This is a genomic window from Streptomyces sp. NPDC002133, from assembly GCF_040296405.1.
In the GTDB taxonomy this organism is placed as follows: Bacteria; Actinomycetota; Actinomycetes; order Streptomycetales; family Streptomycetaceae; genus Streptomyces.
Genome location: NZ_JBEOXF010000010.1, coordinates 1 through 25,259 on the forward strand (window position 1 = coordinate 1; position 25,259 = coordinate 25,259).

The 25,259-nt window shown below is 71.6% G+C and carries 21 protein-coding genes and 1 pseudogene; 5 read left to right on the forward strand and 17 right to left on the reverse strand.

Features of this window, described 5'->3' with window-relative positions:
* Positions 1-645: 645 nt before the first annotated feature.
* From ABT078_RS13670 to ABT078_RS42670, 14 genes and pseudogenes are all read right to left on the reverse strand, one after another.
* The gene (locus tag ABT078_RS13670; RefSeq protein WP_351227442.1) at positions 646-3,189 is read right to left on the reverse strand and encodes a polysaccharide lyase family 8 super-sandwich domain-containing protein; all 2,544 of its coding nucleotides are present in this window, start codon (positions 3,187-3,189) and stop codon (positions 646-648) included.
* 100 nt (positions 3,190-3,289) lie between these two features.
* Positions 3,290-4,267: a sugar kinase gene (locus ABT078_RS13675; RefSeq protein WP_351227142.1), complete on the reverse strand. Its 978-nt coding sequence runs from the start codon at positions 4,265-4,267 to the stop codon at positions 3,290-3,292.
* Between the two features lie 9 nt (positions 4,268-4,276).
* Complete coding sequence (locus tag ABT078_RS13680) at positions 4,277-5,218, reverse strand: SMP-30/gluconolactonase/LRE family protein (RefSeq protein WP_351227144.1); 942 nt, start codon at positions 5,216-5,218, stop codon at positions 4,277-4,279.
* Positions 5,215-5,850 (reverse strand): bifunctional 4-hydroxy-2-oxoglutarate aldolase/2-dehydro-3-deoxy-phosphogluconate aldolase, encoded by a 636-nt coding sequence (locus tag ABT078_RS13685; RefSeq protein ID WP_351227146.1) that lies wholly within the window; start codon positions 5,848-5,850, stop codon positions 5,215-5,217. Before ABT078_RS13685 ends, ABT078_RS13680 begins: the two co-directional genes overlap by 4 nt.
* Positions 5,851-5,879: 29 nt before the next feature.
* A complete protein-coding gene (locus ABT078_RS13690) occupies positions 5,880-6,677 on the reverse strand; it encodes a hypothetical protein (RefSeq protein ID WP_351227148.1) in 798 nt (265 codons plus the stop codon).
* A complete protein-coding gene (gene dgoD, locus ABT078_RS13695) occupies positions 6,671-7,816 on the reverse strand; it encodes a galactonate dehydratase (protein ID WP_351227150.1) in 1,146 nt (381 codons plus the stop codon). The genes ABT078_RS13690 and dgoD overlap by 7 nt, the downstream gene beginning before the upstream one ends.
* The gene (locus ABT078_RS13700; protein ID WP_351227152.1) at positions 7,813-8,574 is read right to left on the reverse strand and encodes a FadR/GntR family transcriptional regulator; all 762 of its coding nucleotides are present in this window, start codon (positions 8,572-8,574) and stop codon (positions 7,813-7,815) included. Before ABT078_RS13700 ends, dgoD begins: the two co-directional genes overlap by 4 nt.
* 49 nt (positions 8,575-8,623) lie before the next feature.
* Positions 8,624-9,382: an SDR family NAD(P)-dependent oxidoreductase gene (locus ABT078_RS13705; RefSeq protein WP_351227154.1), complete on the reverse strand. Its 759-nt coding sequence runs from the start codon at positions 9,380-9,382 to the stop codon at positions 8,624-8,626.
* A gap of 53 nt (positions 9,383-9,435) precedes the next feature.
* Complete coding sequence (locus ABT078_RS13710; protein ID WP_351227156.1) at positions 9,436-11,547, reverse strand: alpha-galactosidase; 2,112 nt, start codon at positions 11,545-11,547, stop codon at positions 9,436-9,438.
* Positions 11,544-12,470, reverse strand: coding sequence for a carbohydrate ABC transporter permease (locus tag ABT078_RS13715; protein WP_351227158.1), 927 nt, complete (start codon positions 12,468-12,470; stop codon positions 11,544-11,546). Before ABT078_RS13715 ends, ABT078_RS13710 begins: the two co-directional genes overlap by 4 nt.
* Positions 12,470-13,366: a carbohydrate ABC transporter permease gene (locus ABT078_RS13720; RefSeq protein WP_351227160.1), complete on the reverse strand. Its 897-nt coding sequence runs from the start codon at positions 13,364-13,366 to the stop codon at positions 12,470-12,472. The genes ABT078_RS13715 and ABT078_RS13720 overlap by 1 nt, the downstream gene beginning before the upstream one ends.
* Positions 13,367-13,368: 2 nt before the next feature.
* Positions 13,369-14,661 (reverse strand): ABC transporter substrate-binding protein, encoded by a 1,293-nt coding sequence (locus tag ABT078_RS13725; protein WP_351227162.1) that lies wholly within the window; start codon positions 14,659-14,661, stop codon positions 13,369-13,371.
* Positions 14,662-14,870: 209 nt separating this feature from the next.
* Positions 14,871-15,365: an alpha-amylase family protein gene (locus ABT078_RS42665; RefSeq protein WP_502981213.1), complete on the reverse strand. Its 495-nt coding sequence runs from the start codon at positions 15,363-15,365 to the stop codon at positions 14,871-14,873.
* Between the two features lie 56 nt (positions 15,366-15,421).
* Positions 15,422-15,646, reverse strand: a pseudogene (locus ABT078_RS42670) (glycoside hydrolase family 27 protein); the annotation flags it as partial.
* A 564-nt stretch (positions 15,647-16,210) separates the two neighbouring features.
* On the opposite strand from ABT078_RS42670, the gene ABT078_RS13735 reads away from it, so the two are divergent.
* From ABT078_RS13735 to ABT078_RS13745, 3 genes are read left to right on the forward strand one after another with little or no spacing between them, the layout of a single operon-like run.
* Positions 16,211-16,810, forward strand: coding sequence for a molybdopterin-dependent oxidoreductase (locus ABT078_RS13735; protein WP_351227164.1), 600 nt, complete (start codon positions 16,211-16,213; stop codon positions 16,808-16,810).
* Positions 16,780-17,535 carry a ferredoxin reductase gene (locus ABT078_RS13740; RefSeq protein WP_351227166.1) on the forward strand — a complete coding sequence of 252 codons (756 nt, stop codon included), beginning with the start codon at positions 16,780-16,782 and terminating at the stop codon, positions 17,533-17,535. The genes ABT078_RS13735 and ABT078_RS13740 overlap by 31 nt, the downstream gene beginning before the upstream one ends.
* Position 17,536: 1 nt before the next feature.
* The gene (locus ABT078_RS13745) at positions 17,537-17,839 is read left to right on the forward strand and encodes a DUF6510 family protein (protein WP_351227168.1); all 303 of its coding nucleotides are present in this window, start codon (positions 17,537-17,539) and stop codon (positions 17,837-17,839) included.
* Between the two features lie 76 nt (positions 17,840-17,915).
* Here the strand turns inward: ABT078_RS13745 and ABT078_RS13750 are convergent, their stop codons facing one another.
* The gene (locus tag ABT078_RS13750) at positions 17,916-18,866 is read right to left on the reverse strand and encodes an AraC family transcriptional regulator (protein ID WP_351227170.1); all 951 of its coding nucleotides are present in this window, start codon (positions 18,864-18,866) and stop codon (positions 17,916-17,918) included.
* A gap of 876 nt (positions 18,867-19,742) precedes the next feature.
* Here ABT078_RS13750 and ABT078_RS13755 point away from each other — a divergent pair.
* Positions 19,743-20,648, forward strand: a complete 906-nt coding sequence (locus tag ABT078_RS13755; RefSeq protein ID WP_351227444.1) for an SDR family NAD(P)-dependent oxidoreductase — start codon at positions 19,743-19,745, stop codon at positions 20,646-20,648.
* A 91-nt stretch (positions 20,649-20,739) separates the two neighbouring features.
* Here the strand turns inward: ABT078_RS13755 and ABT078_RS13760 are convergent, their stop codons facing one another.
* Positions 20,740-21,258: a hypothetical protein gene (locus tag ABT078_RS13760; RefSeq protein WP_351227172.1), complete on the reverse strand. Its 519-nt coding sequence runs from the start codon at positions 21,256-21,258 to the stop codon at positions 20,740-20,742.
* Between the two features lie 728 nt (positions 21,259-21,986).
* Here ABT078_RS13760 and ABT078_RS13765 point away from each other — a divergent pair.
* The gene (locus tag ABT078_RS13765; protein ID WP_351227174.1) at positions 21,987-22,415 is read left to right on the forward strand and encodes a TIGR03668 family PPOX class F420-dependent oxidoreductase; all 429 of its coding nucleotides are present in this window, start codon (positions 21,987-21,989) and stop codon (positions 22,413-22,415) included.
* A gap of 812 nt (positions 22,416-23,227) precedes the next feature.
* Here the strand turns inward: ABT078_RS13765 and ABT078_RS13770 are convergent.
* Positions 23,228-25,105 (reverse strand): LamG-like jellyroll fold domain-containing protein, encoded by a 1,878-nt coding sequence (locus ABT078_RS13770; RefSeq protein WP_351227176.1) that lies wholly within the window; start codon positions 25,103-25,105, stop codon positions 23,228-23,230.
* Positions 25,106-25,259: the final 154 nt, after the last annotated feature.

Here is a 25,259-nt window from a genome sequence, read left to right on the forward strand (position 1 = left end):
GCAACACGCACACCAAGACCGTGTACCGGCCAAACCGGCTGGCAATGTGCCCACGCCCCCCCGCGGGAACCCCGGGGCGCCACCGGCCGGACCATCGCGGCGGGTGCCGGGGGACAACCCCCGGCACCCGCCGTTTCGTCGCATGCCCATCCAACCCCTCCGGGCTCCGCCCTCCAGGGCCGACTCCCACACACGCCTGGTCAGCTGCCGAAGAATGCTTCCGGGGCGGCCGTGCCGGCCACCGCGGCAGACGGCGCCCAGCGCTGGATTCCTCGGAATCAGTACCCGTACCCGTGGCGTAGGCGCCGGTGAGCGGTGCTGGTCCGCCCCGAATCCATGGGTGGGCGCGGGCGTTGAGCTGAGATGTTGCGAGTCGTGTGGGTTGGCCGATCTCGGGGGTGCGGCGCCCGCGGGAGCAGTCAAGCTCGGCCTTGATGCGATGTCCGTCCTCCAGGACTGGTTCGCCGTGAGGGGCGGCTTCACGTACAGCACCCAGGCGTGCTGGTCGCCGTGCTCGCGGTCGGCAGGCCCGGGACCTGGCCCAGGGACGCAGGCTCATCGAGACCGGCGCGCGGCTCGACCTGTCGACCAGCCGGACGCCGGCGGGAACGTCCGTGGGATCACGGGCGAAACCGTACTGGAGTGCTAGCCGCGCAAGGTGACCGTGAAGCTCCGGCCGTACGCGCGCCGGGTGTCGAACTCCAGCCGGGTTCCGCCGTGGACCGAGCTCACGCGGACCCCTTCGACCGACGTGACCTCCCGCAGCGACCGGCCGCGGAGCAGGACGACCACCGTGTCCCGGTCCATGGTCGGGTCGGACACGGCGATCGTGGTCAGATCGCGTCGTTCGCGCTGCACGATCACCGAGGCGGGCCCGTCGATGCGTATCCCAGCGGCTTCGTGGCGGCCGGGTGTGAAGCTGTTGGCGGCCGTCAGGTCCAGGCCCGTGTGGGTGACGGCCTGCAGGCGCGGGGTGTTCGCCAGGACCTTCAGTGGCCCGGATCGACAGGAGCGCAGTCGGGCTTCCCTCGCGTTCGGCACCAAAGCATAGGCGAGGCGGAGGGGTTCGGCGCCGGTGGCCTGGTCGACCGTCACACCGAAGACGCTCCGGGTGACGGTGGTGTTCGGGTTCGAGGTGCGCACGACCCGGCGGCTGCGGGTGACCGTGTCCAGGGCGACCCTCACCTGTGGAGTGTCGAGGAAGACATAGCCGACGGCGGTCCCCTGCGTGGCATTCGCGTAGCGCAGCCAGTGCAGGTCACCGGTGCCGGTGCCGGTCCAGGGACGGCCGTCGCGGAGCATCCCGACGAGGGAGACCTGATCGTCCGGTGCGGCGGTACGGGCGTCGATGGTCGTGGTCACGGCCCGCCCGGCGCTGTCGCCGACCCCCGCCGCGAGCACCACGATCTCGTCGTCGAGAAGGAACCACGACTTCGTCGCCGTCGCGTTGTGGTAGGCCACGAAGTCGTCCGGCAGGAGTCCTGCGCCCTTGTCGCGTGAGGCGACGTCGTCGGACTGCACCATCCCGGCCGCGCCGTACGCCCCGAGGACGGCGCCGCCGGAGTGCCGGTTGGTGCCGCGCGGGAAGTAGACGTAGGTGTTCTGCGACTCGGACGACGAGGTGAAGTTCAGCGGGTGGCCGGGGTTGTCGTAGTACGGCTTCCCGTACAACTCGGGGATCGTGCGCCGCTGCTGAACCGGCGCGGTGACACCGGCGAGGCCGTACGGCGCGACCGTGGTGAAGTAGTCGACACCGTACGCCTGGGTCTGGTCCTGTCCGGAGAGGTAGAGGTAGTACGCCCCGTCGCCCTGGAACCACGGCATGAGGTTCTCGCCGTTCATGTACTCGTACTTGCTGATCCGGTCGGAGCTGCGCGCGAGCGCGAAGGCGTAACCGGGCCTGCGGTGCACGGTCTTGTCCATGGCGTTGAAGGCGACGCTGCGCGAGGCCGGGTTGAGGTCCGCGGGAGGGACGGTGGCATCGCCGATGATGTCGGCGTACCGCACGATGCTGACCGGGGAGACGAAGCCGGCCGGGTCGAGGGCGGTGCGCGAGGTCGACCGGATGTGTTTGACGTAGCTCTTCAGGGTGGTGGCGTCGGTGCCGCTCGCGAGCGAGGAGAGGTCGACGACGGCCTCGACGACCGCCGCGACATCGGTGTAGCCGGTGTCGGTCCGCGAGACCGCCCTCCCCTTGACGATCTCCATCATCCAGCCCTCGAAGATCAGCGGCGCGAAGCCGTTCCCCACCCAGCCCTGGACGGTCGGCACCAGTTCCCCGCCGTGCGCGAAGCCCGTACCGTCGAGGATCTTCAGGGTCTGGACGACACGGATCAGCAGACCCTTGCCGTACGAGCCCGTGTACGCGACGGATGCGTGCTGGATGAAGGAGCCGTCGGCGTAACAGCCGTCCGTGACACCGTGGTTGAGGTGGTACGGGTCGACGGTCGCGAAGACCGTCAGCTGGTCGGTGAGGGCCTTGCGGATGCGCGCGTCGTCGCCGAGGAGAGCGCCCTGCAGGATCCGGTTGGTCGTGATGTCGGCGAGGTTGGCGCCGGTGTGGAACCGCGAGTCGAGGTTCACGTCCCCGTCGATGCCGTTGCGGAGATAGGCGTCCATCGAGGCGACGTAGGTGCGCAGGACGTCCGGGCGGTACGCCTGCACCTCGTCGGAGAGGAACGCGAGCGTCTTGCTGACGTGCTGGGAGATCCCGATCTCCCAGTGGAACCAGTTGCCGTAGTAGCCCTGGGACTGGTCGCCGTAGTGGCGTGCGTGCAGCCAGACGAGACCGTCGATCACCCGTCGCTGCACAGCGGTGTTCTCGTACAGGTCCGAGGATGCGCCGCCGGGTGTCCGGGTGGCGAGCGCGATCTCGTACAGCCGCCGGAAGGCGGTGTTGAGGTTGGCCTCGTTGGTGCCGAGCACCAGGCCGGCGAACAGTTCGTCCGCCCCCGCGGCATCCATCGACTGCAGATGGGTCCGCGCGGCCCTGTCGACGGCGGCCAGCTTGGCGGCCGTCTCCGGCCGGGCGTTGGTCTCGGCCGTCCCGGCGAAGACGGCCACGGTGTTGGCCAGAAGTCGTGCGCTGCCCGCGGCCACCTCGGCGGCGCTCGCCGGCCGCGGGGGAATCACCGCCAGAAGACCGGCGGCTGACAGAGCGGACAACAGGCGTCTGCGGGTGATCTCCATGGCGTCCTCCGCCGGCGAATTGGCGTTCTGGCGGGCGGAGTCAAGCAGATGCACCCACCAACGACAAGGCTTCGGGCCCGCTGGCCGTCGAGCGTCCGGTTCAGTCGATCCTGGCGGCCCGCCATGTCTCGTCGTCGGCGGCGAGCAGCGTGGCGACGACGTCGAGGGCGGGCAGGGGGCCGTGGTCGCCGGGGACCCGCAGGGCCGAGGCAGCGGTCAGATGGCCCAGCCGCAGTGCGCCTGCCACGGACAGCTCCCGCAGCAGGCCGCTGAGGAATCCGGCGGCGAAGGCGTCACCGGCACCGACGGGTTCGGCCACGCGGACGGCGAGGGCGGGCACGGTGTGGGCGTCCGCGCCGAGGAAGGCCGTGGCCGCGTGGGCCCCGTCCTTGACGACGAGCACGCCGGGACCGGGGAGGAGTTCGCGGACCGCGCGGGCGTCGGTGAGCCCGTCCCCCCACAGTGCCTGGGCCTCGTCGAGGCCGACGAGGACGATGTCGGCCCGGTCGGCGAGCGGCCGCAGGACGTCGGCGGCGGGGCGGCCGGTCCACAGGGCGGGGCGGTAATTGACGTCGAAGCTGACGGGACAGGGGCGATCGGGGCGCAGCGCCCGCTCGACGAGGGCGTGGCAGCCGGGAGAGAGGGCCGGGGTGATACCGCTGAGATGGAGGAGTGCGGCGCCTGCCACGGCGGGGTCGTCGAGGAGTTCGGGGGTGAGGGCCGAGGCGGCGGATCCACGGCGGTGGTAGTGGACGCGCGTGCCGTTCGCACCGGGGTCCTTCAGGAGCAGTCCGGTGGGCCGGTCCGGGTCGGTACGGGCGCCGCTGACGTCGACTCCGCCCGCGGCGATCCGGTCGCGGACGCGCCGGCCGAAGGGGTCGTCGCCGACCGCGGAGACCCAGCGGGTGGGGATGCCGTGGTCGGCGAGGTAGAGGGCGACGTTCGACTCGGCGCCCGCGATGTCGACGCGCAGCAGGTCGGCGTCGTCCAGCGGCCCGAGGGGCTCGGGGGCGAGGGCGGCCATGGTCTCGCCGACGCAGACCACGGGGCCGGGGCGCAGGGGCCGGGGGGTGCTCATGGTGGAGTCCTAGGGTGTGTCGGCACGGACCGCGGGTTCGCGGGCGGCGTCGGGGTCCGCGGGGGTCGGGCCCTTGGTGTGCTCCGGGCGGTACGGCGCGGCCGGCGTCCCGGGTACGTCGACACGGAGCGCGAAGACGGCGCCGTCCAGCGGGCCCGGCCGGGACAGGCCGATGCGGGCGCTGGTGACGAGGAGGGTGCGGCCGTCGGGACCGCCGAGGCAGAGCCCGGCGGGCTGGGCGGCGGGCAGCTCCACGATCCGGTCGAGGGTGCCGTCGGGGTGATAGCGGTGGACCTGACCGGTGCCCCAGACCGCGGTCCAGAGGCCGCCCTCCGTGTCGGTCGTCATACCGTCGGGACTGCCCGTGGACAGGGTGACGTGGGTGTCCGGCTCGCCCAGGTCGCCGGTGACCGGGTCGACGGGGTAGCGCCGGACGAGGCCCCGGGCGCTGTCGGCGAGATACATGACGGTGCCGTCCGCGCTGAAGGCCGGTCCGTTGGGCACCGTGATGTCCCGCAGCACGCGGGTGACGCGGCCGTCGCGGTCCACGCGGTAGAGGGAGCCCGCGTCCTCGGTCGCCTCGTACGCCATGCTGCCCGCCCAGAAACGGCCCTGTGGGTCGGCGACGCCGTCGTTCATCCGCATCGGCACCTCGGCACCGTCCTCGGGGTGGGCGATCCAGTCGACGCTCCCGGCGTCGTCGATGCGGCAGATGCCGGTGCCCGCCGCCGCGATCCAGTGGCCGGGCCGGCCCTCGACCGGGGCCACCGCGCCCAACGGGCAGGGAAGTCGGGTGATGTGGGCGAGCGGTGCGCCAGGGTCGTCGGGGGCGGACAGAAGACGGCCGGAGAGGATGTCCGTCAGCACGGCGCGGCCGTCCGTCCACCGGATGCCCTCGCCGAGTTCGAGGCGGTCGGTCCCGTGAACCGCCGGGGGCACGGCCGCGGTCACGGACGGGCCTCCTCGCGCACGACGTCGAGGAACTCCCGGGCCCGCTCGCGCAGGGCGGTGAGACTGCCGCCCGAGGCGGCGTCGCCGATCAGCGGTGAGCCGACACCGACGGCCGTGGCGCCGGCCCGCAGATAGTCGGCGGCGGCGCGGGCGTCCACTCCCCCGACGGGCACGAAGGGCAGGTCGGGGAAGGGGCCGCGCAGGTCGCGCAGATAGCCGGGGCCCCCGGCGCTGCCGGCCGGGAAGAGTTTGAGTGCCTCGGCGCCGAGCCGGCGTGCCTGGAGGACGTCGGTGGGGGTCATCACGCCCGCGAGCACCGGGAGTCCGAGCTCCCGGCCGGTGGCTATGCCGTCGCTGACCGCCGGGGTGACGAGGAAGGCGGCTCCGGCCTTGTGCGCGGCCCGCGCGTCGTCGGCGGTCAGGACGGTGCCGGCGCCGAGGGGCGTGTCCGGGCCGAGTGCGGCGCGGGCCTGGGCGATGACGTCGAGCGCGTCGCGTCCGGTGAGGGAGACCTCGACGAGGGTGACGCCTTCCTCGGCGAGGGTGAGCACGGTGGTCAGCGCGGCGACCGGGTCGGTGCCCCGGACGATGGCGAGCAGCCGGTGGGCGCGCAGCGCGGCGAGCAGGTCCATCCGACATCCCTTCTGGTGGTGGGGGTGGTTCAGGCGCGGCGGGTCGCGATGACGGTGAGCCGCCAGGTGACCTCGCCGGCCGCGGGCACGACGGCGGTGTCGTCGTCGGCCGCCGCCGTGCGGTCGAAGACGCGGCCGAGCATCGGCTCGACGCCGACCGAGCGGTACGGCGCGCCCTGCGGGAAGCCGCCGAGGTTGCGCCACAGGGCGACGGAGACCGGCCGGCCGTCGGCCTCCACGGACAGGTGGAGGGTGTCCCGGCCGTCGTGCACGGACACCCGCGGGGCGAGGACGACGGCGCCCACGGCGGTCCCGTCGTCCGGGCCGAGCCGGTCCAGCGGGATGCCGTCGACACGGGGCCAGGTACCGGTGACCCGGCCCGCGCCCTCGTCCGGGTAGAGCCGGGTCACCGCGGGCCCGTCGATGGCGATCCGGGCGGCCGGGGACAGGTCCAGCAGGGCATGGGCGGCCCACACGAAGCGGTAGCCCGGCTCGGCGGTGAGCGTGTAGTCGGCGACGGCCGACCCCGCGTCGTCGCGGATGCGGCGGGTCAGGCGGAAGTCGGGGCAGTCCACGAGGTCCACGTCCCCGTCCCGCCGCCACCGCCGCGACCAGGCGTCCCCGTGGTCGGGGAGCCCGCGCACCGTGGGCACGCACTCCTCCAGTCCCCCGGCGTCGGCGAAGGCGTCGCCGGGCCGGACGTGGGCGCGGCGCGGCTCGTCGCGGTGCCAGAGCCATTCGCGGCCACCGGCGGTCAGCGAGGTCCAGCGGCCGCCCAGTTCCGGGTCGGTGACCACGGACACCGGCAGCCGGCTGCCGGTCACCATTCGGCGAAGGAGCCGTCGGCGTGCCGCCAGACGGGGTTGCGCCAGGCGTGACCGGCACGGTCGGCCGCGCGGACGGCGTCCTCGTCGACGGTGATGCCGAGTCCGGGCACTGCGGTGCGGTGCGCCTGGCCGTCGACGAAACGGAAGGGCTCGGTGTCGACCACGTAGGACAGCAGGTCGGCGTCCTTGTTGTAGTGGATGCCGCGGCTCTGCTCCTGGATCAGGAAGTTGGGCGTGGCGAAGGCGACCTGGAGGCTGGCCGCCAGCGCGATCGGCCCGAGCGGGCAGTGCGGTGCCAGATGGGCCCCGAAGGTCTCGGCGAGCGCGGCGATCCGGGTGACCTCCGATATCCCGCCGGCGTGCGACAGGTCCGGCTGGGCGACGGCGATGCCCGCGGTCAGCACCGGGAGGAAGTCGGCGCGTCCGTAGAGCCGTTCACCGGTGGCGAGCGGGACGGACGAGGCGCCGACCAGCCCCGGGAGCAGGTGTGCCTGGTCGGGCAGGACGGGTTCTTCGACGAACAGCGGGTGCAGCGGGGCGATCTCGTGGAGCACACGGCGCGCGTTGGCGGCGGTGAACCTGCCGTGGAAGTCGACGGCGACGTCGCGGTGCGGACCGAGGGCCTCACGGGCCGCCGCCACCCGCTCGACGACGGCGGCCGTCTCGGCGGGGCTGGTGAGCGGCGGCGTGCGCCCGGCGGCGTTCATCTTGACCGCGGTGAAGCCCGCCTCGACCTGGGCGGTGATCTCGTCCTTGAGGCGCGCGGGTTCGTCGCCGCCGACCCAGGCGTACACGCGGACCGAGTCGCGGACGGGCCCGCCGAGCAGGGTGTGCACCGGGACGCCGAGGGTGCGGCCGGCGATGTCCCACAGGGCCTGGTCGATGCCGGCCACGGCGCTGGAGAGCACCGGACCGCCCCGGTAGAAGCCGCCCTTGCTCAGCACCTGCCAGTGGTCCTGGATGCGCAGCGGGTCCTGGCCCACCAGATGTTCCGCCAGGACGTCGACGGCGGCCCGCACCACCTCGGCCCGGCCCTCGACCACCGGTTCGCCCCAGCCGACGACGCCGTCGTCGGTCTCGATCCGGCAGAACAGCCAGCGGGGCGGGACGAGAAAGGTCTCGACACGCTCGATCTTCACTTTGCCTGGCCGTCCTTCTCCTCGGCGGAGCCGTCCGCGTCCTCGGGCCCGCGCGGGCCGCTGACCTTGTCCAGGTCGCGCATGGCCTGGTCGAGCAGGGCGCGCATGGCGTGCTCGGCGGCATCCGGATCCCGGTCCCGTACGGCGTCGAGGACGGCGCGGTGGCTGGGTACGGGGTCCTCGCTGTGCGGGGCGCTGTGCACGAGTCGGTCACGCTGGGCGAGGCCCGACTCGATGACCATCTCCATGCGTTCCAGCAGTTCGTTGTGGGTGGCCGCGAGCAGGGCCCGGTGGAAGGCGAGGTCGGACTCGACGGCGTGGTTCGCGCCGCCCTCCTGGCCCATGGCCTCGAGTGCGGCCTCCAGGGCCTCCAGGTCCGCGTCGGTGCGGCGGGCCGCGGCCAGCCGCACGGCGGCGGGTTCGATGATGCCGCGGACCTCGCCGAGGTTGCGCAGCAGGGCGGGGTCGGCACCGGTGCCGCTGCTCTCGGCGAACTGCCAGCGCAGGACGTCGGCGTCGAGCAGGTTCCAGTCGCAGCGGGGTCGCACGAAGGTGCCGCGCTTCTGCCGCGCGTCGACCATGCCCTTGGCCGCGAGGACTTTCAGTGATTCGCGCAGAGCCGTCAGGCTGACGTCGAGCTCGCTCTGCAGGGCCGCCATGTCGAGCGTCGCTCCCTCGGGGATCTCGCCGCTGAGCACTCGGCGGGCGAGCGTCTCCACGGTCTGGCCGTGTACTCCGCGGCGCGCGTATGGCGTCATGTGTGTTGCCTTTCTTGCTGATCGGTCGGTGGCTGGAGAGGTCGTGCCGTCAGGCGGATGCCTTGAGGACGCTCCAGCCGCCGTCCACGAGCAGGCTCGATCCGGTGATGTACGAGGCTTCGTCGGCGGCGAGGAAGGCGACGGCCGCGGCAGCCTCCTCGGGCGTGCCGAAGCGGCGGGCCGCGGTCTCGGCGATGCTCAGTTCGCGGTCGTGCTGCGGCACCCGGTCCCAGGCGGCGGTGAGGATCGGCCCGGGCAGCACGGCGTTGACGCGTACGTCAGGTCCGTACTCGACGGCGAGCTGACCGCACAGCGACAGCAGAGCGCCCTTGCTCGCCGCGTACGCCGGGTGGCCGGGGATGCCCCGGTGGGCGTGGACGGAGGAGACGAGCACCACGGCGCCCCGGTGCTCGCGCAGGTCGGGCAGCGCCGCCTTGAAGCCGAGGAAGGCGCCGGTGAGGTTGACCGACAGCTGCCGTTCCCAGGAGGCGAGGCCCGTCTCGTGGGCGGGCGCGACCTCCACCATGAACGCGTTGCTGACCAGGACGCCCACGGGCCCGAAGGTGTGGGCTGCGGCCATCACCCGCTGCCAGTCGTCCTCGTGCGCGACGTCGGCGGCGACGAAGAGGGCGCGCGCGCCGTCCTTGCGCAGTCGCGCGGCGGTCTCCTCGCCGCGGTCGGCGGCGATGTCGGCGAGGACGACGGCCGCGCCCTCGGCGGCGAGGCGTGCCGCCGTGGCCGCACCGATGCCCGACGCGGCGCCGGTGACGACGGCGACGCGGTTGGTGAAGCGGGCCGCTGGGTTCATGGGGTGGGTCGTCTCCTGTCGAGAGGTGGTGGGTTCAGATTCTTGCCCCGTCGTCACTGCCGGGCCAGGACGACCAACTCCGCGTCGTGTGTGGCGGTCCAGGCGAACGGCAGCCCCGAGTGGAGCAGATGAGCACCGCTGTAGCGGGTGCCGGAGTCCTCGTCGGTGTAGACCGCGCCCGGCTCGAGGCCGCGCAGCCGCAGCCGGGCGTCCCGGCCGGGCACGAGCGGCGCGCCGTCGAGCGGGCCGGTGTTCCAGGCGATCACCACCAGGCGTTGCCCGCCGGGTTCCTCGTACTGGACGCCGCAGGTCGGATCGGCCGGGCTGCCCAGCAGGTGGACCTCCCCGCGGTGGACGACGTCGCGGATCCCCTTGTAGCGGGCGATCCACTCGGCGGCCTCGGCGCGCTGCTCCGGGGTCCATTCGCGGATGTCGGCGCCGATGCCGAGGACACCGGCGAGGGAGCTGACGAACCGGAAGGCGAGCGAGCGGGGCCGCGGGTCGAAGACACCCGGGGCGTCGGTGACCCAGGAGCTCATGGTGTGCGGGGCGTGGGCGTGGAGGTAGCCGTACTGGATGCGCAGCCGGTCCATGGGGGCGGTGTTGTCGCTGGGCCACACCACGTCGGTGCGGGCGAGGGTGGCGTGCTCGATGCGCGCGCCGCCGCCGGCGCAGCCCTCGACGGTGACGTGGGGGTGGGCGCTGCGCAGGTGGTCCAGGACGCGCAGGTAGCCGGCGACGTGGGCGGCGTCGAGGTCCTGCCGCTCGGGGTCGTCGCCCGCCGGATGCCCGGGGCGGCCGCGCTCGGTGGGCGGCCGGTTCATGTCCCACTTCAGATAGCTGATGGCGTGGGACCCGAGCAGCCGGTCGAGGGTGCCGATGACGAAGTCCTGGACGTCCTCGCGGCCGAGGTCGAGGAGGAGCTGGTTGCGCACGAGCGTGGCGGGGCGGCCGTCGATCCGGTAGACCCACTCGGGGTGTTCGGCGTAGAGCCGCGAGCGGGGGCTGATGCCCTCGGGCTCGACCCACAGGCCGAAGTCCATGCCGAGCGCCCTGACCTGGTCGATGAAGTGGTCGAATCCGCCGGGGAATTCGGCCGGGTCCGGCTCCCAGTCGCCGAGGCCTCCGGTGTCGTCGTGACGCCCGGTGAACCAGCCGTCGTCGACGACGAAGAGCTCGGCGCCCAGCTCCGCGGCCGTCTTGGCCAGCTCCAGCTGTCCGTCGGCGTCGACGTCGAAGCCGGTGGCCTCCCAGGAGTTGTAGAGCACCTTGCGGGTCCGGTCCATGCGCCCGCCGGTGAGCCGGCGTTCGTAGCGGTGCCACACGCGGGCCAGCCCGTCGAGGCCGTCCGGGCTGAACGCGCAGGCCAGCCGGGGCGTGGTGAGGGTGGCGCCGGGAGCGAGCCGGACCGCGCCCTCGTGCGGCACCCGGCCGGCGCGGACCCGTACGGAGCCGCCGGGCTCGGCGTCGGCGGTGATCCGCCAGTTGCCGGACCACTCCAGTGCGACGCCGTAAGTGGGGGTGGGACCCTCGGCGGGGGTGGCGGCGTCCTGGATCGCGAGCCAGGGGTGGTAGGCGTGACCGGCAGAGCCCTGGGTGCTCTCCATCTCGAAGCGCCCACGGTCCAGCTCCAGGTGATGGAGCTGGAACTCCTGCGACCACTGACCGGCGAGATACGTCAGGCGGGCGCCGCCCTGGACGGGCACGTTGACGGCGGCGGAGTCGAAGCGCTCCAGGCGCAGCTCGCTCTCCCCGGTGCAGGTCAGCTCCGTCCAGCGCAGGACGACGTCGGTGCCGGGGACCGTCTCGTAGCACAGCGTCGTCCGCAGGCCGAGGACGTCGTCGGTGAAGTCCAGACGCAGTGCGCGGTCGCCGTCCGGCGTCGCACCGGTGAACCTCCACCAGGTGCCGCGCTCGCCGCCCGGGTGCTGGGCGATCAGGTCGGCGCCGGTGAACGGCCTCAGCCCGTACGGGATGTACTCGGCGGGAGCCGCGTCGGCGGGGGTGAGGAAGTGGGTGCGCCGCGACCAGTCCATCGGCGACGGGCCCACTTCGACGCCGTGCGGGCCCCAGGCGACGAGCTCGGCCCAGCGGCCGTCCCCGCCGAGGGTGACGGCGTAGGTGGTGGTGTCGGTGCGGAGCAGCCACCGGTCGTGCGGGTTCACTTGACGGCTCCGAGGTTCAGTCCGGCCACGAAGTGGCGCTGGAAGCGGAGGAAGACGGCCACGGTGGGGGCGGCGGCGATCACCGATCCGGCGGCGATCACGTTCCACATGGACACATAGTGGCCCTGCAGTCCGATGAGGGCGGCGGTCATGGGCATCTTCGTGCCGGTGCGCAGCACCGTGATCGCCCACAGCAGGTCGTTGAAGATCCAGGTGAACGACAGGGCGCTGAGGGCGGCCAGTGCCGGGCGGGCCAGCGGCAGGATGATCCGCCAGTAGATCTGCCAGGGGCTCGCGCCGTCGATGACGGCGGCCTGCTGGATCTCACCCGGGATCGCCCGCATGAAGCCGTACAGGACGAATACGTAGAAGCCGACGCCGAAGCCGACCTGCACCCCGATCAGCGCGTACAGCTGGTCGTAGATGCCCAGCACTTCGCTCAACTTCGAGACCGGGATCAGCAGGATCTGCGGGGGCAGGAGGTTGCCGCCGAGCATCAGCAGCAGGAGGACGCGCCGGAACGGCAGCTCGTAGCGGCTGAGCCCGAAGGCCGCCATCGAGGCGAGGCCGAGCGAGAGCAGCACGGTGGGTACCGAGACGACCATGCTGTTGATGAGGGCCTGCTGCTGGCCGCCGTCCACCCAGGCCTGGCGGAAGCCGTCCAGGGTGAAGGAGTGCGGCCAACTGCCGACCCCGTGGGCGGCGATGTCCTCGAAGGTGCGGGTGCTCGTGACCAGGACGAGGGCGATCGGCAGCAGCCACAGCGCGGACAGCAGGCCTGCCGTGAGGTGGAAGCCGGTGGTGCGCAGGGCGCGGCCGCGGACGACGGACCGGCGGGGCGCCGGCTGCGGGGCCGCGTGCTCCGTGCCGGGGTCGTTGCCCGAGTCCTTGCCGACGGGTGCGGAGGCGTGGGTGGCGGTCATCAGTCGGCCTCCCGGAAGGCGCGCACGAGGTAGCTCGCGATGACACCGAAGGCCAGCACGAAGATGACGACGGCGAGTGCGGAGCCGTATCCCAGGCGCAGTGACTGGAACGCGGTGGAGTACATGTAGGTGCTCAGCAGTTCGGAGGAGTGGTACGGGCCGCCGCGGGTGAGCGCCCAGACGACGTCGAACGAGCGCAGCGAGTCGATGACGATGACCGACAGGACGACCGCGTTGACGCTGCGCAGCTGCGGCAGGGTGATGTGACGGAACTGCTGCAGGCGGCTCGCGCCGTCGACCTTGGCCGCCTCGTACAGCACGGGATCGATTCCCTTGAGGCCGGCGAGATAGAGCACCATGACGTAGCCGACCTGGCGCCACAGGGCGGGCACGATCACCGCGTAGAAGGCGGTGTCCTGGTCGGCGAGCCAGGCGTGCCGCCAGCTGTCGAGGCCGACGGCCGACAGCACGTTGTTGATCAGGCCGTCCGGCTGGTAGATGGCCTGCCACACCAGCGCGGTGGCGACCAGCGAGAAGACCACCGGCAGGAAGAGCGCCGCCCGGTAGAACCCGACGCCGCGCCGCTCCTGCTGGAGCAGCAGCGCGGCACCGAGGCCGAGGGCGGCGGAGAGCCCGCCGAAGAGCAGCAGCCACAGCACCGTGTTGATCGCGGCGGTGCGGAAGACCGCGTCGTGCACCATCTCGCTGAAGTTGCCGAGGCCGACGAACGCGGGAGCCGCCAGGCCGTCCCACGAGGTCAGCGACAGGTAGAAGCCCTGGAGGGCCGGCCAGAAGACCCAGAAGGCCTCGACCAGCAGCGGGAGGAGGACGAAGGCCAGGACCACCGGGGGCACCCGCGTGGCCCTGGACCGTCGTGTGGAGCCGATCAGCGCCATTGTCACTGGCTCCAGATCTTCTGTGCGCTGCGCTGCCACGTGGTGAGGATGGAGCCGATCTCCTTGGGCTTGGCCAGGTAGTGCACGAGCGCGGTGTCCGCGGTCGGCTGGAGGGCGTCGCTGGAGTCGCGGTTGAAGAACTGGGTGAGGTCGGCGGCGCCCTCGATGAGCTTCCGGCCCTTGAGCACCAGCGGGGTGCCCGAGTCCTTGGCGTCGGGGTGGGTGGGCAGCGTGGTGCCCGAGCCGCTCTTGAGGTAGAGCTCCTGCGACTCGGCGGTGGCCAGGTAGCGCAGCAGTTCCTTGACACCGTCGGCGCGCTTCGTGCGGGCGCTGGCGAAGAAGCCGTCGGTGGGCGCCTCCTCGGCGACCGGGACCTTCGCGTCGATGATGGGGAACTGGAAGAAGTCCAGGTCGCCCAGGGCGTCCTTCGGGGCCGCGTCGGCGAAGAAGGTGCCGATCAGCATCATGCCCGTACGGCCCTGGAGGAGGGCGGTGGTGGCGTCCTGGAAGGGGATCGCCGTGCCGTTCGGGTCGAAGAACGGGCGCGCCTCGTCCCAGCGGTCGAAGACCCTGCGGACCTCCGGGTCGTCGAAGCGGTGCTTGCCGGCGAGGAGTTCGCGATGGTACGTGGCGCCGTTCACGCGGATGTTGAGGTAGTCGAACCAGGCGGAGGCGACCCACGGGGTGTCGCCGCCGGCGCCGAGGCCGATCGGGGCGACGCCCTTGCTCTTGAGCTTGTCGCACAGGTCGAGGAACTCGTCCCAGGTCTTCGGCTCCTGAACGCCCCACTTGGCGAAGTTGGACTTCCGGTAGAACATGCCCCACCAGTAGTAGCTGGTGGGCACGAAGACCTTCGTCCCGCTGGAGGCGGAGGTGCACAGCCTCTTCAGCGCGTCGGAGTAGCCGGCGAGCTCGGGCTTCTCCCAGATGTCGTCGAGGTCGAGGAGCAGGTCCTTCTTCGCGTACGACTCGGCGACGGAGCCGGGGTACCAGGTGTAGGCGTCCGGCGGGTTGGCCGAGGTGAGGTAGGTCGGCAGCTGGGTGCGGAAGGTCTCCGACGCGACGGTGTTGAGCTTCGCCCTGGTGTCCCCGCGCTTGTCGAAGGCGGCGACGACGGCCTCTATCGCGCTCTTGGCCTGCGGGGAGGAGAGGTTGGACTGCAAGGTCACCGGGCCGCCGGACTCTCCTCCTGTGGCGGACGGGCTCTGGGTGACGCAGCTGCTGAGCAGCGCGCCGGCGCCGACTGCGCCTGTTCCTACGAGGAATCTGCGGCGGGTGGCGTTGAAGGCGGTCATCTGTGCACTCCCTTGTGCCCGTTGAAACGGAGCTGAGGTCCCCTGACGGCCCGGCTCTGGGTGCGGCAGGCACAGCCTGTCGCAGAGGTCTCGGCACCGTCAAGATTAATTAGTAATTTATTTCTCGGAGGATGTGCCTTCGGGCCGTACCAGGCCCGGAGGCACCCGGGGTGAAGCGATTGGAGCTGGTGGAGCAGGGTGAGCGGAGCTCAGAGCGCGGCCTGGTGGACGCGACCGCCCACCCCGCGGAAGGCGGCCGGCACGCCGCCGTCCGCCGCGGCGACGGCACCGAGCGCGCCGTCGAAGACACCGCCGACGAAACCGGTGTTCTTGGTCCAGCCGGCAGCGTTGGCGTCCATGTTGCGCAGGACGTTGGGCCACTCCCCCGCGGTCGGGGTGCCCCAGGCGATGTCCGTGCCGGTGCGCCAGGAGTCGGCGGTGGTCGGCCCGTACACGTAGGCGTTGTGCGCGTCCTGCTCCGGGGTGTGCGGCAGACCCCGGTCGCCGGTGAGCGGGTTGCACAGGTTGAGCAGCATCTTCCGCCCCGACTTGGCGACGGCGTCACTGAACTCCTGGAACGCCGGGCCGGGATCGAGCTTCTCACCGATCCCGCAGAGGAAGTCCACCTTGATCGCGTCGATCTTCCAGTCGGCGAACTGGCGGGCGTCCTCCTCGTAGTGGCGCGGCTGCCCGGCCCGCACCACTTGCCGCCGTCGTAGGTGCCGGCGTCGGTGTGGATACCGGCCTTGAGGCCGCGCCGGTGAAGGTAGGTCACCAGCGCCGGAATCCCGGACGGGAAGCGCGTCGGGTTGGCCACGAGCCGCCCTGTCGCGGCATCGCACGGACTGTCCGCCTGCCGGCCACCGTCCAGCCGGACGACGTCGTAGCCGCTGTCCCTCGGCCCGCTCCGGACCAAGTGGTCCGCAGCGCCCCTGACCTGATCCTCCGTCGGGGCACCGAGCCCGTAGTACGTGTTCCATCCCATGTACGGCGTGGCGGCGAGGCCGCTGTCGCAGTACTGCGGCGCACCCTGGTCGTCCGCGGCGTGTGCCGCGGGAACTGCCGACCCGACCAGTACCACAGCGCCGAGCACCACCGCGGTACGCCGCACACGCCATCACTGCACGATGCGAAGCCACCGAAATCTCCCAAGAGTTGGGGTCCACGAGGCAACCCCGCCCGAGATCGCGCCGGGCGGCGGTGCCACGGCGGAAACTGTGTCCGGGCGCCCGAAACCTGTCAACATTAATTGCTAATTAACTTAAAAATACTTCCCGAGGAGGCCCGGCTCCCCCGGCCGGCCGCGGCGGCCGGCCATCCATCCCCTCGGACACCCGTCACGGAACGCAACGCCACCCGACCGGGAGTCACACCCCTGACGGGACGGGAATCGTCGCGCCTCACGATGGGACTGGACGAGGCGGCAGGGAATGGCGGCCCCCGGTGGACCAAATGCCCGCAATGTGGGCATTCTGGAAACAGAGGTCCGGACGGCACCATGCGTCCCGTCCTCGGAGCATGCCCACGCCCACGAAAGGGGACGGCACGCATGCCCATCATCTCGCGAGGCTTCCACGGCCGACGGCCCGCCGACGACCGGAAGCTGCCGCCCGGCCAGTTCGAGACCTTCGACTTCCCGGTCCTCTCGGCAGGCCCTACTCCGCTCGTCTCCCGGGAGGACTGGGAGCTCACCGTCACCACCGAGGGCGGCGCCCGGCACACCTGGGACTGGGCGGCGTTCATGGCACTGCCCGCGGAGACACCCACGGTCGACCTGCACTGCGTGACCAGGTGGTCCAAGTTCGGCACGGAGTGGCAAGGCGTGTCCCTGGACGTGCTGATGGAGGACGTGGAGACGGCGGCGGAGTTCGCGCTCGTCCACTCCTACGGCGGGTACACCACCAATCTGCCGCTGGAGGACCTCCTCGACGGACAGGCCTGGATCGTCCACCGCTACGACGGCGAGGACCTGACTCCCGAGCACGGCGGCCCGGCCCGGCTCCTCGTCCCGCACCTGTACCTGTGGAAGTCCGCCAAGTGGGTGCGCGGCATCGAGCTTCGCCCGGACGACGAACCGGGGTTCTGGGAGACCGCCGGCTACCACGACTACGGAGACCCATGGCGCGAGCAGCGGCACCAGGGCGACTAGGCGATCGTCTGCGCTGGCGGACCGGCGAGGTCGTGGACCGGCGTGCGGAGTCGGCGACGGCAACGACGGTCGTCCTGAACGTGCCCGACTGGCCAGGTCACCTGGCGGGCCAGCACCTCGACATCCGTCTGACGGCGGAGGACGGGTACCGGGCGCATCGCAGCTACTCGGTCGCGTCCGCACCGGACGGCGAGCGGATCGAGCTGACCGTGCAGCGCCTGGCGGACGGCGAGGTGTCGCCGTACCTCGTGGACGACGTCCAGACCGGGGACCTCCTGGAGCTCCGCGGCCCCGTCGGCGGCTATTTCGTATGGCGCCCCGAGCAGACGGAACCGGTCCTGCTCGTGGCCGGCGGCTCGGGACTCGTACCGCTGATGTCCATGATCCGGACCCGGGGCGCGGCGGGCAGTCGCGTCCCGTTCAGGCTGATCTACTCGGCGAGGGGGCCGGAGGACCGACTTTACGGAACCGAACTGCGCGAGGGCTCGCCGGGGCTGGACATGTCGTACGTCTACACGCGCACGCCGCCCGACAACTGGCCACGCCCGGCGGGCCGGGTGACTCCCGAGGATCTGGTGCGCGACGGATGGCCGCCGGACTTCGAACCGTCCTGCTACGTCTGCGGACCCACCGGGTTCGTCGAGAAGACCGCCGCACACCTGGTGCTCCTCGGCCACGCTCCCGAGCGCATCAGGACGGAGCGGTTCGGCCCCAGTGGAGGATGACATGACGACTCCGGCAGACAGCTCCCCCGCCGAGTACGCGTACATGGACGGCAATGCCCTGGCAGGGCCGTTCTCCGAGGTCTTCGCGGCCGACCTGACCGCCGCCACCAGCCGCTGCACGCAGTGCGGCCACACGGGACCGGTCGCCGGGCTGCACGTGTACACACATGCTCCCGGCCTGGTGGCGCGCTGCCAGGGATGTGATCACGTGGTGCTGCGCTTGGTCCGCAGCAGAGACGCGGTCTGGCTCGACATGCGGGGCACCGTGGCCCTTGTCGTTCCCGTGAACGGGGACAGCCCGTAAAGGACGGCGCGGTACCGGAAAGGTCGTTCGTACGTTCGCCGCGGATCGCGCACGCGAGCACGAGCGTCGACGCCGATCACTCCTCGCCGCGGTGCGCGCCGCGGTGGTCGCCACGGTCTCTCAGGGTCTCCCTGTAGCGCCCCGGCGAAGAGCCCATGACGCGCTTGAAGGCGTGGCTGAAGGAGCTCTCGGAGCCATAGCCCCAGCGTGCCGCGATCGCCGCGACGGTGCGGTCCCCGGTCCTCAGATCCCGTGCCGCGGAGCGGATGCGCCAGCCGAGGAGGTACTCCAGGGGCGGCACGCCGACGCTCTCCGTGAACCTGGCGGCGAACTGGGACCTCGACATTCCGGCCTTCGCAGCCAGCTCCGCGACGGTCCAGCGGTGCGCCGGCATGTCGTGCATGGCCGCCAGCGCGGCCCCGATCCGGCGGTCGGCGAGAGCGGTGAGCCAGACACCGCCGGCGGCGCCGCGTTCCTCGACATGGGCCCGGAGCAGATGGACCAGCAGGACGTGCGCCAGCCGCTCCGTGACGAACGGGGTGCCAAGCCCGGGTGCGTCGGTCTCCGCACGGAGCATTTCGAGCGCCGCCCGGATGGCGTCGGCAGTGCTGGCTCCGGCGCCGACGTGGACGAGCGGCGGAAGGACGTCGACGAGCACCGCGGCGTTGGCCTCGTCGAGGTCGAATCCGCAGCCCACCACGACCGCGTCGCGGGCCGCGCCGATCCTGACGGTGGATCCCTCGGTGTACTGAGCGAAAACGGTGGTGCTCGGCACCGCCGGCACCGCACGGCCGCCGGACAGTTCGTAGGCCCGGCCGTGGCCGATCAGGTAGCAGTCGCCCTCGGCGAGCGTCACCGGCTCCGGGAGCCCGGCCACCACGACCCGGCACGTGCCCTGCAGCACGGCGCCGAACTTGATGTGCCGGTAGCCCGAGAAGCCGACGGCCCACGGCTCCTCCGCCTCGAGCCGCGCGAACTGGGCGGTGCGCAGATCGAGCAGGCCCAGCACGTCGGTCAGCGGATCCATCGACCGACCTCCGGTCGGCGCTGCCCGCGCCGTGCCGCCCGTGTGCCGCCCTCGAGTCGGGAGCGACACGCCTTGCCACCCTGGAACGCACCCTCGGACACCTGCCGCCGCGCGGCGGAAGTGGACCGCGAAGAGGGCTCGGACACGGGTGGCAGCGTCATCGGGACGGCTTTCGAGAGGTGGCTACGGTCGCCGAGCGGGCGGTTGCGCGCAACTGGCCTGCCGCGTCGCGGAAGGCTTCCCTCCACTGTCGTGCGAACACCGTGCCTGCTCTCTCCTCATCCTGCTCCCTGCTCGAGGCCGGCGCCGCCGCTCGGCTGCGGCCGCCGGCGCGGTCACCTGGTCGGGCCGACGTGCCGGAGGGACACGTGCCGCTCCTCGGCGACACGATCGATGACAGGCACCCACCCCGTCGAGGAAAGCTAGTCGACGCCCCGGCGGCGGGAAATGTCCCATCGTCCGCTCCTCTTGTCCGATCGTCCGGGCCTGCCCTCCCGGACGTTCACCCCGGGACGATGACGCCTTCGCAAGAAGCCCGGACAGCCGCGCATGGCCTGCTCCTCCGCGGCGCCCGCAGCGTCGTCACCGGGCAGCGAGTTCGATCGCTGCGTGCACGAGCTCGGTCCCGGGCACCTCGAGATGCGCGATGATCTCGGCCGGCGGGCGAGGGAACCCGCGACGCGACCACGGGTCCTGCCTACGAACGGTCGACGACGGATCGGACAATGGCTGAAGTATTCAGGATGATCGATCATAGATCGTCCCGGATCACCACCATAAGGTCGGGTAGTAACCACGATTCCCCGCCCTGAGAGGCACTCCGTGAACACTCGCCCGGCCACTCCCTTCCCCTCCCACGCCACCGCTGCCGAGGTCATGGACGGCGTGGATCTCACCGGCCGTCGCGCCGTGGTCACCGGCGGCGGCTCGGGCATCGGCGCCGAGACCGTCCGGGCCCTGGCCACCGCCGGAGCCGAGGTCACCGTCGCAGCACGTCGTCCCGCGATCGCCGAGCCCCTCGTCCGGGAACTCGCCGCCGTCCCCGGCGCGGGACCCGTGCGGGTCGCCGCACTCGACCTGGCGGACCTCGCGTCGGTCGACTCCTTCGCCCGGGCCTGGCGAGGCCCGCTCGACATCCTCGTCGCCAACGCCGGGATCATGGCGCTTCCTGACCGGACCGTCACCGCCCAGGGCTGGGAGATGCAACTGGCCACCAACTACCTCGGGCACTTCGCCCTGGCCACCGCGCTGCACGCGCCCCTGCGTGAGGCGGGCTCGGCCCGCATCGTGGCCGTCAGCTCGGGCGCGCATCTCTGGGCGCCCTTCGACTTCGACGACCCGCACTTCGAACGGCGCGCGTACGACCCCTGGGTGGCCTACGGACAGTCCAAGACCGCCGACGTCCTGTTCGCCGTGGGCGTCGCCCGCCGCTGGGCGGCCGACGGGATCACGGCCAATGCGCTCAACCCCGGATTCATCCTCACCAACCTCCAGCGCCATCTGGACAACGACACCATGCGCGCCTTCGGAGTGATGGACGACGAAGGGAACCTCACTCCCCTGCCGTACTACAAGAGCCCGGACCAGGGGGCCGCGACGCCCGTGCTGCTCGCCGCCTCACCGCTGCTGGACGGCGTGACCGGCCGCTACTTCGAGGACAACCAGGAAGCACCGGTCGTCCAGGGCGGCAAGGACCGGCCCGGCGGTGTCGCGGCCCACGCCCTCGACCCGCAGGCGGCGGACAGGCTCTGGGAGCACGCCGAGCGGGCCGTTCGCGTCTAGGAAGCCGTCGCCGTTCGCACGTGCTCGCCGCGCTCTCGCCGGTGGAGGTGTGGGTTCTGCCTCTGCAGGTCCTCGCCGAACCGCCGGGACTCTACGTTCCGGAGTCGTCGAACCGGGCGTCCAGAACCGTGTCGAGTTCCGCGGCCCATTCCTTCAGGACCGCTCGGGACGGTGCTTCGACATCGTTCCGGAACCAGCGCCGGTCCGAAACGTAGACCGTGACACCGAACCGCCGCCCGAACCGCGGGGTGTCGATCTCCACCGCACCGATCTCGTCCCAGCCGAACTCGGCCGCCTCGTCGTCCAGTCGGAAGGTGACACCCCCGCGGCCGGCCACGATGGCACCCCGCCGATCCGACACCTCGAAAGCCGGCCCGTCGTCGTCACCGCCGACAGGATCCACCCGCGACCGCGCGCCGGAGGACTCCTCGGCCGGCGCCGCATCGACCGGCACGGCCGCGCCGCCCTCCTCCGACGCCGTGTCGTCCGCCCGACTCGACACCTCGGGACGCGAGGACACAAGTCCGGGAATGAACGCCGGATCGAGACCGGCGGCCGACACCGGCCGGATGTTGGTACCTGTCTGTGTGCCTGCCTGTTCCTGATCCACGGGGAGGAGTATGGCCGACGAAGCCGCGCGAACCCCAGCGGGGGCGCACGAAGCACACGCGACTGGCGCAGTTGTCGCGAGCGGAGGTCCGCACTGGGCAGGACCTCCGTCGTGGATGCGTGCCGGCGCACGGGCTCGCTGTCGGCTCGGATGCCCACGGTCATCCCGATGCCCACGCGCCGACTTCGCCGCGTGCCGCGACGGCGCCACGCTCGGGCCGAGACGGCCATGCCACCGTCGGGGCCCACGGACACTGCCCACCCGGGACACCTTCTCCTGTCGTCGGTGCGGGCTCGCTGGCCCCGCCGACCACGTCGCCGGGGTCAACGTACGCAACCGTGCACGCTCGGCGTGGGTTCTCGTCAACGGACCCGTACCACAAAGGACCTGAACACCTCCTTTCGCTGGTAGATGCGACCCGTGACCGCCCTGCCGTAGGGGGCAGTCGGGAGCGCGACAAGGCGCAAACGACAGAGCCAACACGCTCGGTCGTTTACGGCCGAGCAGTTGACTCGGGATGTCGACATAGGCGTAGCGACCGCTGTTCCAGGTGCCGACGGTGGCGGAACGGGAGACCCTGGAGCAAGGGCACCGGCGGGCGAAGTCGCGGCCCGGTACCGCTGAGCTGTCGGACAACCGATGCGCTCACGCGGCGACGGTCTTGACCGCGTTGACGGCCCTCTCCGCCTTGACGGCGTTGACCGCCCTGGCTGCCCGAAAGGGGTGCGATGCCGGCTCTGGCAAGCGCCGAGGCAAGGAAGCGGTTCGCCGCGGCCCGCGTCGCCCACCTCGCGACGGCCGACACGGCGGCCCGCCCGCACCTGGTGCCGGTGGTGTTCGCCGTGGACGGCGACACGGTGTGGCTGGCAGTGGACCGCAAGCCGAAGCGGACGACGCGGCTGAGACGCCTGGCCAACATCGCTGCCAACCCGTCGGTCTGCCTGCTCATCGACCACTACGAAGAGGACTGGGACCGCCTGTGGTGGGTCCGGGCCGACGGCGAAGCCCGAGTGCTCCCGGCAGCGGACCGGTCACCCGAGGCCGCCCGCTGCATCGACCTGCTCGGGGCGAAATACCAGCAGTACGCCGACGAGCCACCCGTCGGGCCGGTGGTCGGGGTCTCGGTCCTGCGCTGGAGCGGCTGGCGCGCGTCGTGAGCCGTGCCCGGCCCCGCACAGGCAGTACATCCGCCCGAAGCGACAAGTCCGGACGATCGGCTGTCCGCACCAGGCGCGGCCACTACGGTGACGCGCATGAGCGACGCCGACGCCATCAGCCCCGCCGGCCAGTGGCCGCTGCCCCCGGCCTGCATGTTCACCTGTGCCGACGGTGTTCGCCTCTGCACGGCGATGAAGGAGATCCGGGCTGTCACACGGACGAGCTTCGGCTCACCGGGGAACGCGGAGTGGACTGGGATCCCTTCGACAGCGCGGTGGGGCGCAGATCCGCCTCGCCCGCCATCTCGCATCCGCCCACCGAGACCTCCTGCCGGACCCGGATCCGCCCTGCCCCCGGTGCACGGAACACCAGGACGACCTGGCCGAACGGTCAGGGTCGGGCCCGCGGCCGGGAGTGGCAGAAGCCACTCGCGAGCATCGCGCCCACCACCTCTTCGCACCGCCGCACGCGGTGAAGTTCCTCTGAGCGACGGGCTCGGCGGAACGGGCCCCTGTTCCGGATCCGGCACAGACCTGCCACCCTTCAACGGCCGGGCGTTGCGCTCGGCGGGTGACGGTCGGGCCTCTCATCAGCGGTCAGACAGTGCCCCGGACCCGGTGACACCACCCCCCGGGTCATCGTTTCGACAGGGGGCAACAGTCATGCCGGGCCCGGAGGCCAGGAGCCCCGTTTCAGGGCCACGAAGACAGTAACGGGGGCGAGCAGGCGCTGCCCCGCCCTATGGCGGAGCGGGACAGCGCCCAGGTCCCGGCCAGCGTTCACCGGGTCACGGCACCGGAGCCCGGGCAGCTCACTCGAAGGATGTGAGGAAGTGCCTCGGCGACAGGGCGCGGTTGACGATGCGGGTGTCGCCGATCCAGCCGTAGAAGCCCTGCCCGAATCGCTCGTCGAACTGCGTGGCGCCGATGACGAACGGCTTGCCGAGCGTGGCGATGCCGGTCGACGGCTGCGACGGATTACGGGCGATCTTCGAGCCGTCCACGTACATGACCGTCCGGCGCCCGTCGTTGACGACGGCTATGTGCATCCAGCGGCCGACCGGCACGGCATGGCTCCACGACGTCGGATCGGCGTCCTGCCGGTGCGGATAGACGACGAACTGGAGGAACCGCTCCGGCGACAGATTGAGGCTGCACGTCGGCTCCAGAGGCGACCAGCCGGTGGTCTTGCCGGCGTCGCCGTTGCGCCCCTCCCAGCTCAGGATGCCCATCCAGTTGTGGTCGCCCTCGAAGGGCTCCGGCAGCATGACGAAGGTCTCGATGGTGTAGCCGTGCGGGAACTTCTCACTGTTGAGGGCGGCGCCGGGACCGGTCCTCAGTACCGCTCCGCGGTTCGGGCTCTTGCCTCCGTCGAAGCGGAGGCTGGCGTGTGCAGGCTGGCCGGGGTGGTGGTCCTGCGACCAGGTGAGCGCGTCCGCTCCGCTGGAGTGCAGGCGGCTCACGGACAGATCGTTGCCGTTGCCGCTCAGGTCACGCGCCACCGCACCGTCGGCCACGGGGGCGCCAGGCGTTCCCGCCGCGGGGATCCCGGAAGCGTCGAAGCGCCAGTACGCGACCGTGCCGCGCGGCATCACCGCGGAGGCGGGACGCGGTGCCGGGGGCACGACCGGCGCGAAGCCCTTGAAGCGCTCCTCGAAGTCGATGCTCATGCTGAACCGGTCGGTGGGCCCGGTCAGTTCGATGGTCTCCGCCGCCAGTGGCGCCCGCTTCTCCGGGGCGCGGTCCAGGAACCACGGCGAGAAGGTCTCCACGTCGATGACCTTGCGGACCAGGTCGAAGCCGTAGAGGCGGATCATGCCGGCGCCGCCGTAGTAGCGGTCCTGATAGTTGGTGATGTGGACGTGGACATCGTTGTCGGCGTCGTTGGTCAGGACGGTGCGGCCGGGCGGCCAGTAGTGGCCGCCCAGTGCGAGGAAGATCTGGTCGTTGCCGCGGATCAGCCCGTCCCACAGACGTCGGCCGTTGTCCGAAAGCTGCGCCGTGCCGTCGTCGTCCGACCAGGCGATGTCGTGCGTGGTCAGGATCGCCGGCAGGGTCGGGTGCGCGTCGAGCACCCCCTGTGCCCATCGCATTCCCTTGTCCGACACCCGCCAGTCGAGGGCAAGGATCAGCCAGTCGCGGCCGGCGGCGCGCAGTACGTGGTAGCTGTTGTAGCCGTCGGGCGAGGCGCCCCGGAAGGTCGGCATCGAGGCGTAGCGCTTCGGCCCGAAGGCCTGGAGGTAGGCGGAGTCGCCGCGCTGGTCGTCCGTCGATGAGCGGATGTCGTGGTTGCCCGCCAGGACGCTGTACGGGACGGTGCCGTGGAGGGTGCGGAAGGTGTCGGCGGCGAGCTCGATCTCCTGCTCGGTGCCGTGCTCGGTGACATCACCCAGGTGCGTCATGAAGGCGATGTTCGCCTCGTCCCGCTCGGCGGTGAGATACCGGAACGTCGCACGCAGCGGCTCGGGGTCGGAGCTGTCGGCGTCGAAGAGATACTGCGTGTCGGGCAGGACGGCGAGGGCGAAGCGCGGGCTCACCGTGTCGAACCCACGGCCACCTCGGGCCGCCTCTGCGGCTCGGGCCGGGGCCGCATCGAAGGCCGCAGCCGCCGCACCGGCCGCCGGTATGACGACCGCGGCCTGCAGCAACGCGCGTCTGTCCAGTCGGTTCTGATCCCCAGCCGTACTCATGTGCACTCTCCTAGCGGTCGTTCTGTCACGACCGAACGCTCATGACCTGCCATGGCCGAGTGATGACGGCGAGCTGAATGGCAGCTTGTATTCGCCGCACGATCGGCCGGAACGGGAGTCATGGACTGCCGACTGCACCTCCGGCAGCTGTCGG